The following is a 12691-nucleotide window of genomic DNA, read 5'->3' as shown; positions in this document are numbered from 1 at the left end:
TACCCTGTCACACCTTGGCTTGCAACCGACTCGCGACGGTTATGCTCAAGCAACCTTGCGCAGCTTTTCCAGCTTCTTGATCGCCATGTTGCGCTTGAGGCGCGACAGGTGGTCGATGAACAGGATGCCTTCGAGGTGATCCATTTCGTGCTGCAGGCAGGTGGACATCAGTCCGTCCATGTCCTGCTCGTGCACCGTGCCGTCCAAGTCCTGCCAGCGCGCACGGATGCGCGAGGGGCGTTCGACTTCGGCGTAGATCTCGGGCACCGAGAGGCAGCCTTCCTGATAGAGCGTGTGCTCTTCGGAAGGGTCGAGGATCTCGGGATTGATAAACACCTGCGGCTCACGCTTGGTGGGCGTATGGTGGTGATGGTGTCCGTCATGATCGCAGGCGACCGGCTCGGCGTCCGGGTCTTCGGGCTGAAGGTCGATCACCAGCACGCGCAGCGGCACGCCCACCTGGATCGCGGCGAGGCCGATGCCGGGGGCATCGTACATCGTCTCGAACATGTCAGACACGAGCGTGCGCAGCTCGTCGTCGAACTTTTCGACGGGGACGGAGACCTGCTTCAGGCGCGGGTCGGGGATTTCGAGGATTTCGAGAATGGCCATGGTGGGCAGATAAGAGAGATGGGGCGGAGTCGCAAGGTCCAGAAAATCCCACCCCGCTGCGACTAACGCTTTCTGCGAAAGCGCAAGTCTCGCTCCCCTCCCGCATGCGGGAGGGGTTGGGGGTGGGGTTATCTCCTGCTCCCGAGCCACTCCGATAGTCGAAAGATTGCGCCGCCGATCAGCACAGGTGAGGCAAAAACTAGCCACCAAGCTCCGAAGAGGATGAATACATCTGGGGTGAAGGCACCAGTTTCGTGGCTGTAGAACTCTTCCTGCGGATTGTGGTCCAGCGCTACCATTACGATCAGCAGTGCTGGCACCGCAGCCAAGATAATCATGCCGACAAACACGTGCCAAAGTTTCATCCGACCGGCCGCCGTGCGCGTAGCGCCTGCGCCAGCGTGCCTTCGTCAAGATAATCTAGCTCACCGCCGACGGGAAGGCCGTGGGCCAGTTGGGTAACGCGAACTGTCGCACCTTCGAGGCGTTCGGCGATATAATGCGCGGTGGTTTGGCCTTCGAGCGTGGCGTTCATCGCCAGCACCACTTCGTCCACCCCGCCTTGGGCCACGCGGTCGAGCAGCTTGCCGATAGTCAGGTCCTCAGGGCGAACGCCTTCGAGCGCCGACAGCCGCCCGCCCAGCACATGGTACTTGCCCGTGAACAGCCGCGCGCGATCGAGCGCCCAGAGGTCCGCCACTTCCTCGACCACGCAGATCGAGCGCAGATCACGGCGCGGATCGGCGCAGATGCCGCAAGGGTTGGTGGTATCGACATTGCCGCAGATGTCGCATTCGACCAGCAGCTCCTGCACCTGGCGCAGTGCGTTGAGCAATTGCTCCAGCGCGGTTTCGCGACGCTTGATCAGCCACAACACCGCGCGCCGGGCCGAACGCGGCCCCAACCCCGGAAGGCGGGCCAATGCGCCCGATAATGCCTCGATCTCTTGCGATGCCATCGCAGCACAGATAGGGGCGGGAGCGGCAAACGGAAGGGCATTTTCCAGCTTATGCGCATCATCTTCATGGGAACGCCCGATTTCGCGGTGCCGACGCTGGAAGCGCTGGTGGCCGCCGGGCATGAGGTGGTCGCCGCCTATAGCCAGCCGCCGCGCCCGGCGGGCAGGGGCAAGAAGCTGCAGGCCTCGCCGGTACAACTGGCGGCAGAAGCACATGGCATCGACGTGCGCACGCCGGTTTCGCTGAAAGGCGGAGATGAACAGGCGGCGTTTGCGGCCTTGGACGCCGATGTGGCGGTGGTGGCCGCCTATGGTCTGATCCTGCCGCAAGCGGTGCTGGATGCGCCGCGTCTGGGGTGCCTCAACGTCCACGGTTCGCTCCTTCCGCGCTGGCGCGGTGCCGCGCCGGTGCAGCGCGCGATTCTGGCGGGTGATGATCTGACCGGGGTCACCATCATGCAGATGGAGCGCGGGCTCGATACAGGGCCGATGCTGGCCAAGGTTGAAACACCGGTTTCGGGAAAGACGGCGGGCGATCTCACAACCGAACTGGCGGAAATGGGCGCTGCGCTGATGGTGCAAGTGCTGGCCGATCTTGCGGCATACCCTGCGCTAGTCCAGCCGGATGAAGGCGTGACTTATGCGCACAAGATCGAGAAGGCGGAAAGCCGTTTGGATTTCACGCATTCGGCGGTCGACGTTGTGCGGCAGGTCCGCGCTTTTGCGCCAGTACCGGGGGCCTTTTTCGAGCTTGAGGGCGAGCGGTACCGGGTGTTGGCGGCGGACAGGGTTGAGGACGGGGGGGCTACGGGCGTCACGTTGGATGAAGCGCTGACCGTGGCCTGTGGAACTGGCGCAATCCGCCCAACGCTGGTCCAGCGTGCTGGCCGGCCTGCGATGGATGCTGCTTCACTGTTGCGCGGGCGCGCAATTCCCGCTGGAACGGTGTTGGGCTGATGTCGGCGCGCGTGCTTCGACAGGCTCGGCACGAACGGGTCGAGCTTATTGATCCTGCTGAAACTCCGTTCATCCTGAGCCAGTCGAAGGATGCGCGCTGATGCCGCGTTTCGCGCTCACGCTTGAATGGAACGGTGCGCCCTATGCCGGATTCCAGCGCCAGGCGCACAGTCCCTCGGTGCAGCAGGCGGTCGAGGAAGCGGCGTTTGGGGTCACCAGCGAGGAGGTGCGGATTCATGCCGCCGGGCGCACCGATGCGGGTGTTCATGCGCTGGGGATGCGCGCGCACTTCGATCTGTCGCGGGCGTTCGATCCATTCCGCATGGCGGGCGCACTCAACGCGCATCTGATGAAGGCGGGGCACAGCGTGGCCGTGCGCGATTGCGTGGAGGTCGGCGATGATTGGCATGCGCGGTTTTCGTGCACGGGCCGCGCATATGAGTACCGGATCGTCAACCGCCGCGCGCCGCTGACGCTCGACGCAGGCAAGGCCTGGCGCATCTCCCGCCCGCTCGATGCAGATGCCATGCACGAGGCCGCGCAGGCGCTGATCGGGCTCCACGATTTCACCACGTTCCGCTCGGTGCATTGCCAGTCGGCCAGCGCGATCAAGACGCTCGACCGGCTGGATGTGCGACGCGAGGGCGAATGCGTGATCATCGAGGCGGCGGCGCGCAGCTTCCTGCATCATCAGGTGCGTTCGATGGTCGGTTGTCTTGCGATGGTCGGACAGGGGCAGTGGTCCAAGGCCGATCTGGCCCAGGCTCTTGAGGCAAAAGACCGTTGCAAACTGGGACTGAACGCCCCACCTGATGGGCTGTATTTTGTAAAAGCCCTTTACCCCGGAGAGTAAGATGACCCAGCTTCACGGCCAGCAACTCGTGTCGAAACTCGATGCGGACGGTACGCTCACCGTGGAGCTTGCAGGTTTCGATGTGCCAGCGCCGACGGGCACGCAAGTGGTGATCCGGGTGGAGGCCGCGCCGATCAATCCGTCCGACCTTGGCCTGCTGTTCGGCCCTGCCGACATCGAAGGCGCCACATTCACGCCCGGCAAGATCGTCGCGCGCATGCCCGAGCCCGCCGTCCGTGCGATGCAGGCGCGCCACGGTATGGCGATGCCGGTTGGCAACGAAGGCGCCGGCACCGTCGTCGCGGCGGGTGAGGCTCCTGAGGCGCAGGCCCTGATGGGCAAGCGCGTCACCTGCTTCCCCGGCGGAATGTATGCGACTCACGCAGTGGCGGATGCGCGTATGTGCATGGAACTGGGCGATGAAATCAGCGCCGAGCAGGGGGCGTCGGCTTTCGTCAATCCGCTCACCGCGCTCAGCTTCACCGAGACGATGCGCTACCATGGGCACAAGGCGCTGGTGCATACGGCGGCGGCTTCGAACCTCGGGCAGATGCTGGTGAAGATCTGTCAGGCCGATGGCATTCCGCTGGTGAACATCGTGCGCAGCGAGGCGCAAGTGGCAATCCTGAAGGGCATTGGCGCCGAGCATGTCGTCGACAGCTCGAAGGACAGCTTTCTCGCCGATCTGGCCATTGCAATCGACGCGACCAAGGCGACCATGGCGTTCGATGCCATCGGCGGCGGCAAGCTGGTCAGCCAGATCCTGACGGTGATGGAGCAGGTATCGAACTCGGGCGCTGCCTACAGCCGCTATGGGTCCAATGCCCCGAAGCACGCCTTCGTCTATGGCGCGCTGGACCTTTCACCCACCGTCCTGACCCGCAATTTCGGGTTCGTCTGGGACGTTTCGGGCTGGCTGCTGACTCCGTGGCTCGGCAAGCTTGGCGCGGAAATCGCGGCGAAGATGCGCAGCCGCGTGCTGGCAGAACTGACCACGACGTTTGCAAGCAGCTACAAGGCGCACGTCACGCTGGAACAGGCGCTGACCCGTGAGGCTGCAACGGACTACAATGCGCGGCGGACGGGCGAGAAGTATCTGATCACGCCGAATGGGTAACACGTAGCGCATTGCCCATCCCCAACCCCTCCCGCAAGCGGGAGGGGCTTGCGACCTTGCCATAAAATGAAAAGGCCCCCGCAAACGCAGGGGCCTTTGAAATATCAGCACTTCACGCTCAGGCTTACCCCCTGTGCGCGACGCTCTCGGGCAGGTCCTTGCCGAATACGCGCTGGTAGTATTCTGCGACCAGCACCCGCTCCGTCTCGTCGCACTTGTTGAGGAACGAGAGGCGGAAAGCGAAACCGATGTCGCCAAAGATCTTGCTGTTCTGCGCCCAACTGATGACCGTCCGCGGGCTCATCACGGTAGAGATATCACCACCCACAAAGCCCTGACGCGTCAGGTTGGCCACGCGCACCATGTCGGTCACGATCTTCGGATCGAGCTCTGGCATCTTTTTGGACACGATCTCGACCTCGGTCGATTCGGCCAGATAGTTGAGCGCAACGACGAGATTCCAGCGGTCCATCTGGCCCTGATTGATCGCCTGCGTGCCGTGATAGAGACCCGAAGTATCGCCAAGGCCGACCGTGTTGGCGGTGGCGAACAGGCGGAAGTAGGGGTTCGGGCGGATCACGCGGTTCTGGTCGAGCAGCGTGAGCTTGCCTTCGGTTTCCAGCACGCGCTGGATCACGAACATCACGTCCGGGCGGCCCGCGTCGTATTCGTCGAACACCAGCGCGGTCGGCGTCTGCAGCGCCCATGGCAGCAGGCCTTCGCGGAATTCGGTGACCTGAAGGCCATCGCGCAGCACGATCGCGTCACGCCCGACAAGGTCGATGCGGCTGATATGCGCGTCGAGGTTGATGCGGATGCATGGCCAGTTGAGGCGCGCGGCAACCTGCTCGATGTGCGTCGATTTGCCCGTGCCGTGATAGCCCTGAACCATCACGCGGCGGTTGTAGGCAAAGCCTGCAAGGATCGCCAGGGTGGTGTCCGGATCAAACACATAAGTGGTGTCGATATCGGGCACGCGCTCGTCCGCGCGCGAAAACGCGGGGACTTTCATGTCGATGTCGATGCCGAAAGTCTCGCGGACATCGATCTGCGTGTCAGGTGCGGCGAGCACGGTCGTCGCGTGGTTGTTCGGTATGTCGCTCATCGCTGCCCCGCCTATACGGGCGCGCGCGAGGCTGCAATAAGGTTTCAGGGCACCTGTCCGATAGAATGGGAGAAATTCGTTGAAGCTCTACGGCGCACTGCTTTCGCCATTCGTCCGCAAGATCGCGGTTACGCTCTCCGAAAAGGGCATAGCCTATCAGATGGCGCGCGGCGGCCCCGGCAGCACCGATGCGGAATTTCTTGCGTGCAGCCCGCTGGGCAAGATTCCGGCAATCGATGACGGCGGCTTCACACTTGCCGATTCGACGGCCATCGCGGTCTATCTCGACGCGCAGTACCCGCAGCAACGCCTGATCCCTGACGATCCGCAATTGCGCGGCAAGGCTGTGTTCTGGGACGAGTTTGCCGATACGGTGCTGGCCGCATCGGGCCTCAAGGTTCTGTTCAACCGGCTGGTGGGGCCGAAGCTGCTCCGGGTCGGTGGTGACGAGGCCGTCGCCTTGCAGGGTGAGGCCGAGCTGCCGCGCTGGACCGAATGGTTCGAGTCGGTCGTACCGGTGCAGGGCTGGCTGCTGGGAGACACTTTCAGCCTGGGCGACATTGCCGTGGCCTCGATATTCCGGACGCTGGCCTATGTCGGGCATGGTGTCGACGCAGGCGCTCGTCCGGCGACGGCCGCGTGGTACGCGCGCGTTACGGCGCGGCCCGCGTGGATGGCAGTTGCGGAAATCGAGGAGCCGATTGCCGAGCGCATCATGGCGATGTGATAGCCACGGCACACACCCGGTCGCTCTGTTGGTGCGGCCTGACGCAGAAGCGGCGCGGATTCGCCCGCGTGGGGACAGATTGCACGATTGCGCCGCTGTTTTGCAATGCTGATTGGCAAGGCCAACGGAGAGGAGAGGACGGCATGACCTATATAGACGGATTCGTTCTGGCTGTTCCCACTGCCAATCGCGAAAAGTATGAAGAGATGTGCCGCAAGTTCGATTCGATGATGATCGATCGCGGCGCGCTGCGGGTGGTCGAGGCCTGGGGGGATGATGTTGCCCACGGCAAGCGCACCGACTTCTATCGCGCCACCGAAGCCACCGCCGAAGAAACGATCGTGTTCAGCTGGGTCGAGTGGCCCGACAAGGCCACGCGCGACACAGCGCACGAATGGATGAAGACGTCGTTCCCGCAGGACGAGATGCCGGCGGAAATGCCGTTCGACGGCGCACGGATGATTGTTGGCGGGTTCACCACCTTTCTCTCGCTGGGCGCGGACAAATGAGCAATCAGGTGCCGTTCTGCTGGTACGAACTGATGACCAGCGACGCCGATGCGGCTTCCGGCTTCTATCATGCCGTTACCGGTTGGACGGTGCATCCGGAGCAAGCGGGTTCAGCGATGAATTATCGCATGGTCGAGGCAGCCGATGGTGCGATGATCGGCGGCGTGCTGGGCTTGACCGCAGCGATGCAGGACCGCGGCGCGCGGCCCTGCTGGCTGCCCTACCTTGCTGTCCCGGACATCGATGAAGCGCTTTCGGCAATGTTGGCAGACGGCGCGCGCACGATCATGCCGCGCACCGATATCCCACAGGGCAGCTTTGCCATGATCGCCGATGCGCAAGGCGCGCCGCTCTATGTGATGCAGCCGCGCCCGCCCGAGAACGAGCCCGATGCCCGCAGCGAGGCGTTCAAGGCCGATGGCGTCGGCCACGCGCACTGGAACGAACTGGCGACCAGCGATGCGATTGCCGCGAAAGCCTTCTACGCAAGGCACTTCGGCTTTGAATTCAACAATGTGATGCCGATGGGCGAGGCAGGCGATTATGCCTTCATCGATTTTGACGGCGTGGCGCTTGGTGCGGTCATGCCGATCATGGGCCCGGCGCGCACGCCAGCGTGGTTGATCTACTTCGGCGTGGCTTCGGTGACGGCGGCGAAGGCCGCGATCGAGCAGGCAGGCGGCACCGTGATGATGGGGCCGCATGAAGTGCCGGGTGGCGACTGGATTGTCGTCGCCACCGATCCGCAAGGCGCCACATTCGGCGTCGTCGGTCCCAAGGGAGAGTGACATGGCCAGCCTGATAGCGCCGCTCACCTTGTGCCTGTGGTACAATGGCGATGCCGAAGAAGCCGCGCAATTCTATGCACGAACGTTTGCGAGCAGCAGTGTCGATGCGGTCATGCGTGCCCCGTCGGATTTTCCGGGCGGCAGCGAAGGTGTTGTCCTCACGGTCGAGTTCACCGTGCTTGGTGCCAAGTGCATCGGGCTGAATGGCGGGCCGAATTTTCCGCACACGCAGGCGTTCTCGTTTCAGGTCGCCACCGACACGCAGGAAGAAACCGACCGCTACTGGGACGCAATCGTTGGCAATGGCGGCGAGGAAAGCGCTTGCGGGTGGTGCAAGGACAAGTGGGGCCTGTCGTGGCAGATCACCCCGCGCGCGCTGAGTTCCGGGATGGCAGACCCTGATCCCGCCGTGCGCAAGCGCGTGTTCGAAGCGATGATGACGATGCGCAAGATCGACATTGCAACGATCGAGGCGGCAGCGCGGGGAGACGGCTGATGCTGAGACTGCACGGACATCCGTTCTCATCCTACACTTGGAAGGCGCTGATCCCGCTTTATGCCAACGGCACCGCTTTCGAGTTCATGGTCACCGATGGCGGCAAGCCGATGTCTGAGCAACTCCCCGGCAAGGTCCATCCCGGAGGGCATATTCCCGTGCTGGAAGACGGCGATGCGGTGGTGATCGAGGCAACGTCCATCGTCGAGCATCTGGCGGTGCATCATCCCGGCAGCGCACCGCTGATCCCGGCAGACCCGGCAGAGGCGGTGGTGGCGCGGATGCTGGACCGGGTGTTCGACAACTATGTGATGGCCAACATGCAGCGTGTTGTCTCGGCCCACTTCATCAGCCGGGACAAACCCGAGCTTGGCTTACGCGACACGCCGGACGCGAACGAGATCGCTGCAGGCAAGGCGCGGCTGCGTCAGGCATATGCCTGGCTGGAGCGCTGGCTGGTCGATAACCGTTTGCCGCCCCATGTCAGCATCGTCACCTGTGCTGCCGCGCCAAGTCTGTTCTATGCCGACTGGATCGAGCCGATCGGGCTGGAATACGAGCGTTTGCGGGCTTTGCGCGCCGAATTGCTCGCCTTGCCTGCGGTGGTGCGCTGTGTTGATGACGCGCGGCCATTCCGCGCCTATTTTCCGTTGGGTGCGCCCGACCGGGATTGAGAGGATCTCCCATGAACGAATTGTCGATCAACCGCTATATCGCCGCTCCCCCCGCCAAGGTCTGGGATGTCCTGGTCAACCGCCAGACCGAATGGTGGTGCCCGAAACCGTGGTATATCACCATTGTCGAGCAAGACCGCCGCCCCGGTGGCCGCAGCGCGATGATCATGCATGGTCCCAATGGCGAAGAAGTGCCGCAGGACGGCATCTATCTTGCGTGGCACGAAGGGCACGGCTTTGCCGCGACCGATGCGGTGACGGTCGATCTGATGCCCGCAGGGCCGTTCATGATCGGCATCTGGGAAATCGCACCCGAAGGTGATGGCACGCGCTACACGGCGAGCGCGCGGCACTGGACCGAAGAGACCATGCGCCAGCACGCAGAGATGGGGTTCGAGGAAGGCTGGGGCGCGTGTGCCGATCAGTTGAAGGCGCTCTGCGAAGCCGATTGACGCTGGCATCCCCGAAGCGCAATCTTGCCCGCGTGAAGTCCGCAGAAGGCTTTTCGGATAAACGGGTCGCCTGTCTTCGGCACGGAGAGCGGCGATGGGAGATGTATGGCGAAACGCGCCACAACTGGCGGGCTTCGATACGGATGAATGGAACGCACTGAGCGCGCACGCCGCCGCATTCGCCGTGGCCGAGGGTGAAACCCTGTTTCGTCAGGGCGATGCGCCGGGCGCGCTCTATCTGGTCGAGCGCGGGGTCCTGGAGATTGCCACGCGCCTGCCGGGTGATGAAGCGGCGGTCATGTCCACGATCCGTCCGGGCGAGATGGTGGGCGAATTTGCACTGCTCGACGATGGCCCCCGCTCTGCCCATGTCCGGGCGCTGGAGGATACGTCGGGCATTGCCGTGTCGCGTGGCCGGTTTCTGGCCCTGCTTGCCGATGGCACGCCTTGGGCGCTGCGGCTTGGCATGGCGCTGCGCCGGCTCGTGGCATCACGCACCCGCGCCACGCTGGGGCGGGTCGTGGCCGAAGGCATGTTCGATCCTGGGGCCTTGCGCCAGCTTCATGCCGGACCCAAGCCCGTGGCCGCCAAGGGCGACGTGGCGGTGCTACTACGCGGTTTGTCGCGGCTTGCCGGTGCAGCGGAAGTTTCTGCACAAGGACATCTGCATACCATCGCTGCGGGCGGGACCGTGGCCGAGCCGGGTGAGGCACAGGACGGATTGCATCTGGTTCTGCGCGGTGCGGTGCGGGCGGGAGTGATCCGGGGCGCGATGCAGGAGCAGGTCTTCGTATTCGGGCCGGGCTGCTTCGTGGGCCTCACCGGACATAGCGATGGACGCGGCCAGCCGTTGCTGGTCACTGCAGCGGAGGATTCGCTGCTGCTGCACTTGCCCAAGGCGGCGCTCGCCTGGCTTGAGCGTGACGCGCCGCCGTGGCTGCCAGCGCTCCACGCGGCGATGGGACGCCAGTTGGTGCAGGACCAGCGCAAAGCCAACCGGCACCTTGGACGGTCGCTCGCGCTCACCCGCTTCAACCATGCCGGGGAGACTGCCTGATGTGCCGCATCCTCAGCTATCTCGGCTCCCCGGTCCTGCTCGAAAACCTGCTCTACGCACCGGATTCCTCGCTGCTCAACCAGACCATCGGGGCACAGATGTTGCACATGCTGAACCTTGCCGGGTTCGGCATGGCGGCATGGGACGAAGCGAGCCACGATCCGCAGGCGCCGTTCCGTTATCGCACCACGCAAGTCGCGTTGTTCGACCGCAATCTCAAGGCACTGGCGGCCAAGCTGCAGCCATCGGCGCTGCTCGCGCATATCCGGGGCGTGCCCTACAATTCGGCAGTTCAGGTCAACGATCAGAACTGCCACCCGTTTCGCTTCGAAGGACTGCCGCTGTCCATGGCCCACAACGGCGATCTGGCGGGTTTTCGTGACATGCGCTTCGATCTGGCGGCCTATATCCGGCCCGAATTTGCTCGCCAGATCCAAGGATCGACCGACAGTGAATGGATCTATGCGCTAGTCGTCTCGGCGCTGGCCGATCCGGCGGTCATCAACGAACCCGACGCCATTCTCGCCGCGATCCGCCGGGCGCTGAGTATCCTGCGTGAAGTCCGCGAACGCCACGGCATCACCCGGTCAAGCTCGGCCAACCTGATGTTTTGCGATGGGGTGAACCTTGTTGCTGTGCGCTTCACGTTCGACTTCGGCAGGTTCGATGCCGGGCAATTGCAGGGCACCACCGACTACCTCTCCATGTGGTACACCTTCGGCCGCGACTATGGCTTGCACGATGGCGAATGGAAGCTGACAGGCGGGGCGGCGGGAGCCGATAGCGTGATAGTCGCCTCCGAACCGCTGACCCGCGATTTTGCCACATGGATCGAAGTGCCTGAATACTCGGCGCTTCTTGTCCGCCGCGAGGGATTGCGTCGCAGAGCGGAGATACATGCGCTGGAAGTCTGACCGCCGGGTGCTATCGTCCCCGCTCCTTTGAAAGGGGACATTTCCATGAGCCTGTTCGATTCGATCCTTGGCCAGGTCGCCAGCAACGTCGACGTCAAGAATCTCGCAGCCAAGGTCGGCATCGATCCCGATCAGGCCGAAAGCGCGATTGCCGCGCTCGCCGCCGGTCACCAGTCGAAGGGCGATACAATCGAAACTGCCGCCGCCAACACCGGCCTCGATGCGTCGAAGCTTCAGGAAATCGTCGGTCACATCGGCGGCGAGGGCGCGCTCGGCAGCTTTGCTTCGATGCTCGGCCAGCACCCTGACGCCTTGCAGAAGGTTGCGGGCTTCCTCGACAAGGATGGCGACGGCAATCCGATCAATGACATTGCCGGTATGGCCAAGGGCCTGTTCGGCGGCTAACGCGCACACGGTTTGCGGCACCGGCCCGCTCCCCCGGCCCGGCCACCCATAAGATACACTGTCGGGTGGCCGGGCCGGGGGAGCGGGCCGGTGCCGTCTTCCAAAGGCAACCAATGCTGGACGCTGCGCTCTCCCTGATGATGCTTGCCGCCATCGCCCTGGTGGGCGGCGCGGCGTTTCTGCTTCGCCGCGGAGAGCGCAAGCGTCCGGCCCTGATGCTGACACTGGCGGGGGTGATGATCATGAACCTGATCATTTGGACCCTGCCGGACAAGAGCGGCACCACCCTGGCAGGCCAGGCCAGCGCAGGGCCGCAACAATAATCAGCCCAGTTCGATGCACCCGCCATCGACGCTTAAGTCCACGCCATTGATGAAGCTGGCTTCCTCGCTGGCAAGGAACAGCACGGCACGCGCCACTTCTTCAGCCGTGCCCATGCGTCCGATAGGGACGACCGACGAGAGCATGTCGCGCATCCCCTGAATCTCCTCGGCGCTGGCATCGCGCTTGAAGATTTCGGTGTCGGTCGGGCCGGGGCTGACCATGTTGACGCGGATGCGGCGCGGCAGGAGTTCCTTGCCGACAATCCGCGCCATTGCTCGAAGGCCTGCCTTTGCGGCAGCATAGGCGACATTGCCGGGCACCGCCGCCACCGATCCGATCGAGCCGGTGATAACAATCGATCCGCCATCGCGCATCAACGGCAGCGCTTGCTGGATGGCAAAGAACGCGCCGCGCAAGTTGACGCTGTGGATGTTGTCCCAGAACTCAGGCGTGACATCGGGCACCATGGCAAAGCCGCCAACGCCTGCATTGACGAACAGCACGTCGATGCCGCCCATCACGTCTTCGATCTCGGCCAGCGCCCGTGCGGTCTGGTCAAGGTCTGCCATGTCCGAGCGAATGCAGAGCGCGTCGAGTTCCTCGGCGACTTCGCGCAAGGTTTCGGCATTGCGCCCGGTGACGGCGAGTTTCGCGCCCTCGGCAGCGAACATGCGCGCGGCGGCGCGGCCGATCCCGGCGTTGCCGCCAAGGATCGCCACGCACTTGTTGTCGAACCGCATCGC

General features: G+C 63.8%; 18 protein-coding genes. 13 read left to right on the top strand and 5 right to left on the bottom strand.

Annotated elements, in window-relative coordinates; genetic code table 11:
* Nucleotides 1-45: 45 nt before the first annotated feature.
* The 3 genes from def to recR all read right to left on the bottom strand — a co-directional run bounded on the left by def (nt 46) and on the right by recR (nt 1570).
* Nucleotides 46-612, bottom strand: a complete 567-nt coding sequence (gene def, locus RM192_RS14275; protein ID WP_311508226.1) for a peptide deformylase — start codon at nt 610-612, stop codon at nt 46-48.
* A gap of 128 nt (nt 613-740) precedes the next feature.
* Nucleotides 741-977, bottom strand: coding sequence for a hypothetical protein (locus RM192_RS14270; protein ID WP_311508225.1), 237 nt, complete (start codon nt 975-977; stop codon nt 741-743).
* Nucleotides 974-1570: a recombination mediator RecR gene (gene recR / locus RM192_RS14265; protein WP_311508224.1), complete on the bottom strand. Its 597-nt coding sequence runs from the start codon at nt 1568-1570 to the stop codon at nt 974-976. The genes RM192_RS14270 and recR overlap by 4 nt, the downstream gene beginning before the upstream one ends.
* Before the next feature lie 51 nt (nt 1571-1621).
* Between recR and fmt the strand changes: the two genes are divergently transcribed.
* From fmt to RM192_RS14250, 3 genes are all read left to right on the top strand, one after another.
* Entirely contained in the window at nt 1622-2527 is a 906-nt protein-coding gene (fmt, locus tag RM192_RS14260) for a methionyl-tRNA formyltransferase (protein ID WP_311508223.1), read from the top strand.
* Nucleotides 2528-2627: 100 nt separating this feature from the next.
* Nucleotides 2628-3380 (top strand): tRNA pseudouridine(38-40) synthase TruA, encoded by a 753-nt coding sequence (gene truA / locus RM192_RS14255; RefSeq protein WP_311508222.1) that lies wholly within the window; start codon nt 2628-2630, stop codon nt 3378-3380.
* Nucleotide 3381: 1 nt separating this feature from the next.
* On the top strand, nt 3382-4497 hold the full coding sequence (locus tag RM192_RS14250; protein ID WP_311508221.1) for a zinc-binding dehydrogenase: 1116 nt from the start codon (nt 3382-3384) through the stop codon (nt 4495-4497).
* A gap of 124 nt (nt 4498-4621) precedes the next feature.
* On the opposite strand, the gene cobS is transcribed toward RM192_RS14250, so the two are convergent.
* Complete coding sequence (gene cobS, locus RM192_RS14245; protein ID WP_311508220.1) at nt 4622-5602, bottom strand: cobaltochelatase subunit CobS; 981 nt, start codon at nt 5600-5602, stop codon at nt 4622-4624.
* A 79-nt stretch (nt 5603-5681) separates the two neighbouring features.
* Here cobS and RM192_RS14240 point away from each other — a divergent pair, with 79 nt between their 5' ends.
* The 10 genes from RM192_RS14240 to RM192_RS14195 all read left to right on the top strand — a co-directional run bounded on the left by RM192_RS14240 (nt 5682) and on the right by RM192_RS14195 (nt 11947).
* The gene (locus RM192_RS14240; RefSeq protein WP_311508219.1) at nt 5682-6329 is read left to right on the top strand and encodes a glutathione S-transferase family protein; all 648 of its coding nucleotides are present in this window, start codon (nt 5682-5684) and stop codon (nt 6327-6329) included.
* A gap of 143 nt (nt 6330-6472) precedes the next feature.
* Nucleotides 6473-6838 carry a DUF1428 domain-containing protein gene (locus RM192_RS14235; protein ID WP_311508218.1) on the top strand — a complete coding sequence of 122 codons (366 nt, stop codon included), beginning with the start codon at nt 6473-6475 and terminating at the stop codon, nt 6836-6838.
* Nucleotides 6835-7626: a VOC family protein gene (locus RM192_RS14230; protein WP_311508216.1), complete on the top strand. Its 792-nt coding sequence runs from the start codon at nt 6835-6837 to the stop codon at nt 7624-7626. Before RM192_RS14235 ends, RM192_RS14230 begins: the two co-directional genes overlap by 4 nt.
* Before the next feature lies 1 nt (nt 7627).
* Nucleotides 7628-8122 carry a VOC family protein gene (locus RM192_RS14225; RefSeq protein WP_311508215.1) on the top strand — a complete coding sequence of 165 codons (495 nt, stop codon included), beginning with the start codon at nt 7628-7630 and terminating at the stop codon, nt 8120-8122.
* On the top strand, nt 8122-8796 hold the full coding sequence (locus RM192_RS14220; RefSeq protein WP_311508214.1) for a glutathione S-transferase family protein: 675 nt from the start codon (nt 8122-8124) through the stop codon (nt 8794-8796). The genes RM192_RS14225 and RM192_RS14220 overlap by 1 nt, the downstream gene beginning before the upstream one ends.
* Before the next feature lie 11 nt (nt 8797-8807).
* Complete coding sequence (locus tag RM192_RS14215) at nt 8808-9248, top strand: SRPBCC domain-containing protein (RefSeq protein WP_311508213.1); 441 nt, start codon at nt 8808-8810, stop codon at nt 9246-9248.
* A 94-nt stretch (nt 9249-9342) separates the two neighbouring features.
* A complete protein-coding gene (locus RM192_RS14210; RefSeq protein ID WP_311508212.1) occupies nt 9343-10305 on the top strand; it encodes a cyclic nucleotide-binding domain-containing protein in 963 nt (320 codons plus the stop codon).
* Nucleotides 10305-11219 carry a class II glutamine amidotransferase gene (locus RM192_RS14205; RefSeq protein ID WP_311508211.1) on the top strand — a complete coding sequence of 305 codons (915 nt, stop codon included), beginning with the start codon at nt 10305-10307 and terminating at the stop codon, nt 11217-11219. Before RM192_RS14210 ends, RM192_RS14205 begins: the two co-directional genes overlap by 1 nt.
* 45 nt (nt 11220-11264) lie before the next feature.
* A complete protein-coding gene (locus RM192_RS14200; RefSeq protein ID WP_311508210.1) occupies nt 11265-11624 on the top strand; it encodes a hypothetical protein in 360 nt (119 codons plus the stop codon).
* 113 nt (nt 11625-11737) lie between these two features.
* Nucleotides 11738-11947 (top strand): hypothetical protein, encoded by a 210-nt coding sequence (locus tag RM192_RS14195; protein WP_311508209.1) that lies wholly within the window; start codon nt 11738-11740, stop codon nt 11945-11947.
* On the opposite strand, the gene RM192_RS14190 is transcribed toward RM192_RS14195, so the two are convergent.
* Entirely contained in the window at nt 11948-12688 is a 741-nt protein-coding gene (locus RM192_RS14190; RefSeq protein WP_311508208.1) for an SDR family oxidoreductase, read from the bottom strand. It abuts the gene before it with no gap.
* Between the last annotated feature and the right edge of the window lie 3 nt (nt 12689-12691).

The sequence above is a fragment of the Novosphingobium sp. MMS21-SN21R genome (genome assembly GCF_031846015.1).
Classification (GTDB): domain Bacteria; phylum Pseudomonadota; class Alphaproteobacteria; order Sphingomonadales; family Sphingomonadaceae; genus Novosphingobium.
This window is presented reverse-complemented; position numbering and strand designations above follow the sequence as displayed.

Excerpts from the sequence above, each read along its gene's own strand:
- def (WP_311508226.1), bottom strand. The coding sequence starts at position 612 with ATGGCCATTCTCGAAATCCTCGAAATCCCCGACCCGCGCCTGAAGCAG.
- RM192_RS14270 (WP_311508225.1), bottom strand. The coding sequence starts at position 977 with ATGAAACTTTGGCACGTGTTTGTCGGCATGATTATCTTGGCTGCGGTG.
- recR (WP_311508224.1), bottom strand. The coding sequence starts at position 1,570 with ATGGCATCGCAAGAGATCGAGGCATTATCGGGCGCATTGGCCCGCCTT.
- fmt (WP_311508223.1), top strand. The coding sequence starts at position 1,622 with ATGCGCATCATCTTCATGGGAACGCCCGATTTCGCGGTGCCGACGCTG.
- truA (WP_311508222.1), top strand. The coding sequence starts at position 2,628 with ATGCCGCGTTTCGCGCTCACGCTTGAATGGAACGGTGCGCCCTATGCC.
- RM192_RS14250 (WP_311508221.1), top strand. The coding sequence starts at position 3,382 with ATGACCCAGCTTCACGGCCAGCAACTCGTGTCGAAACTCGATGCGGAC.
- cobS (WP_311508220.1), bottom strand. The coding sequence starts at position 5,602 with ATGAGCGACATACCGAACAACCACGCGACGACCGTGCTCGCCGCACCT.
- RM192_RS14235 (WP_311508218.1), top strand. The coding sequence starts at position 6,473 with ATGACCTATATAGACGGATTCGTTCTGGCTGTTCCCACTGCCAATCGC.
- RM192_RS14230 (WP_311508216.1), top strand. The coding sequence starts at position 6,835 with ATGAGCAATCAGGTGCCGTTCTGCTGGTACGAACTGATGACCAGCGAC.
- RM192_RS14225 (WP_311508215.1), top strand. The coding sequence starts at position 7,628 with ATGGCCAGCCTGATAGCGCCGCTCACCTTGTGCCTGTGGTACAATGGC.
- RM192_RS14220 (WP_311508214.1), top strand. The coding sequence starts at position 8,122 with ATGCTGAGACTGCACGGACATCCGTTCTCATCCTACACTTGGAAGGCG.
- RM192_RS14215 (WP_311508213.1), top strand. The coding sequence starts at position 8,808 with ATGAACGAATTGTCGATCAACCGCTATATCGCCGCTCCCCCCGCCAAG.
- RM192_RS14210 (WP_311508212.1), top strand. The coding sequence starts at position 9,343 with ATGGGAGATGTATGGCGAAACGCGCCACAACTGGCGGGCTTCGATACG.
- RM192_RS14205 (WP_311508211.1), top strand. The coding sequence starts at position 10,305 with ATGTGCCGCATCCTCAGCTATCTCGGCTCCCCGGTCCTGCTCGAAAAC.
- RM192_RS14200 (WP_311508210.1), top strand. The coding sequence starts at position 11,265 with ATGAGCCTGTTCGATTCGATCCTTGGCCAGGTCGCCAGCAACGTCGAC.
- RM192_RS14195 (WP_311508209.1), top strand. The coding sequence starts at position 11,738 with ATGCTGGACGCTGCGCTCTCCCTGATGATGCTTGCCGCCATCGCCCTG.
- RM192_RS14190 (WP_311508208.1), bottom strand. The coding sequence starts at position 12,688 with ATGCGGTTCGACAACAAGTGCGTGGCGATCCTTGGCGGCAACGCCGGG.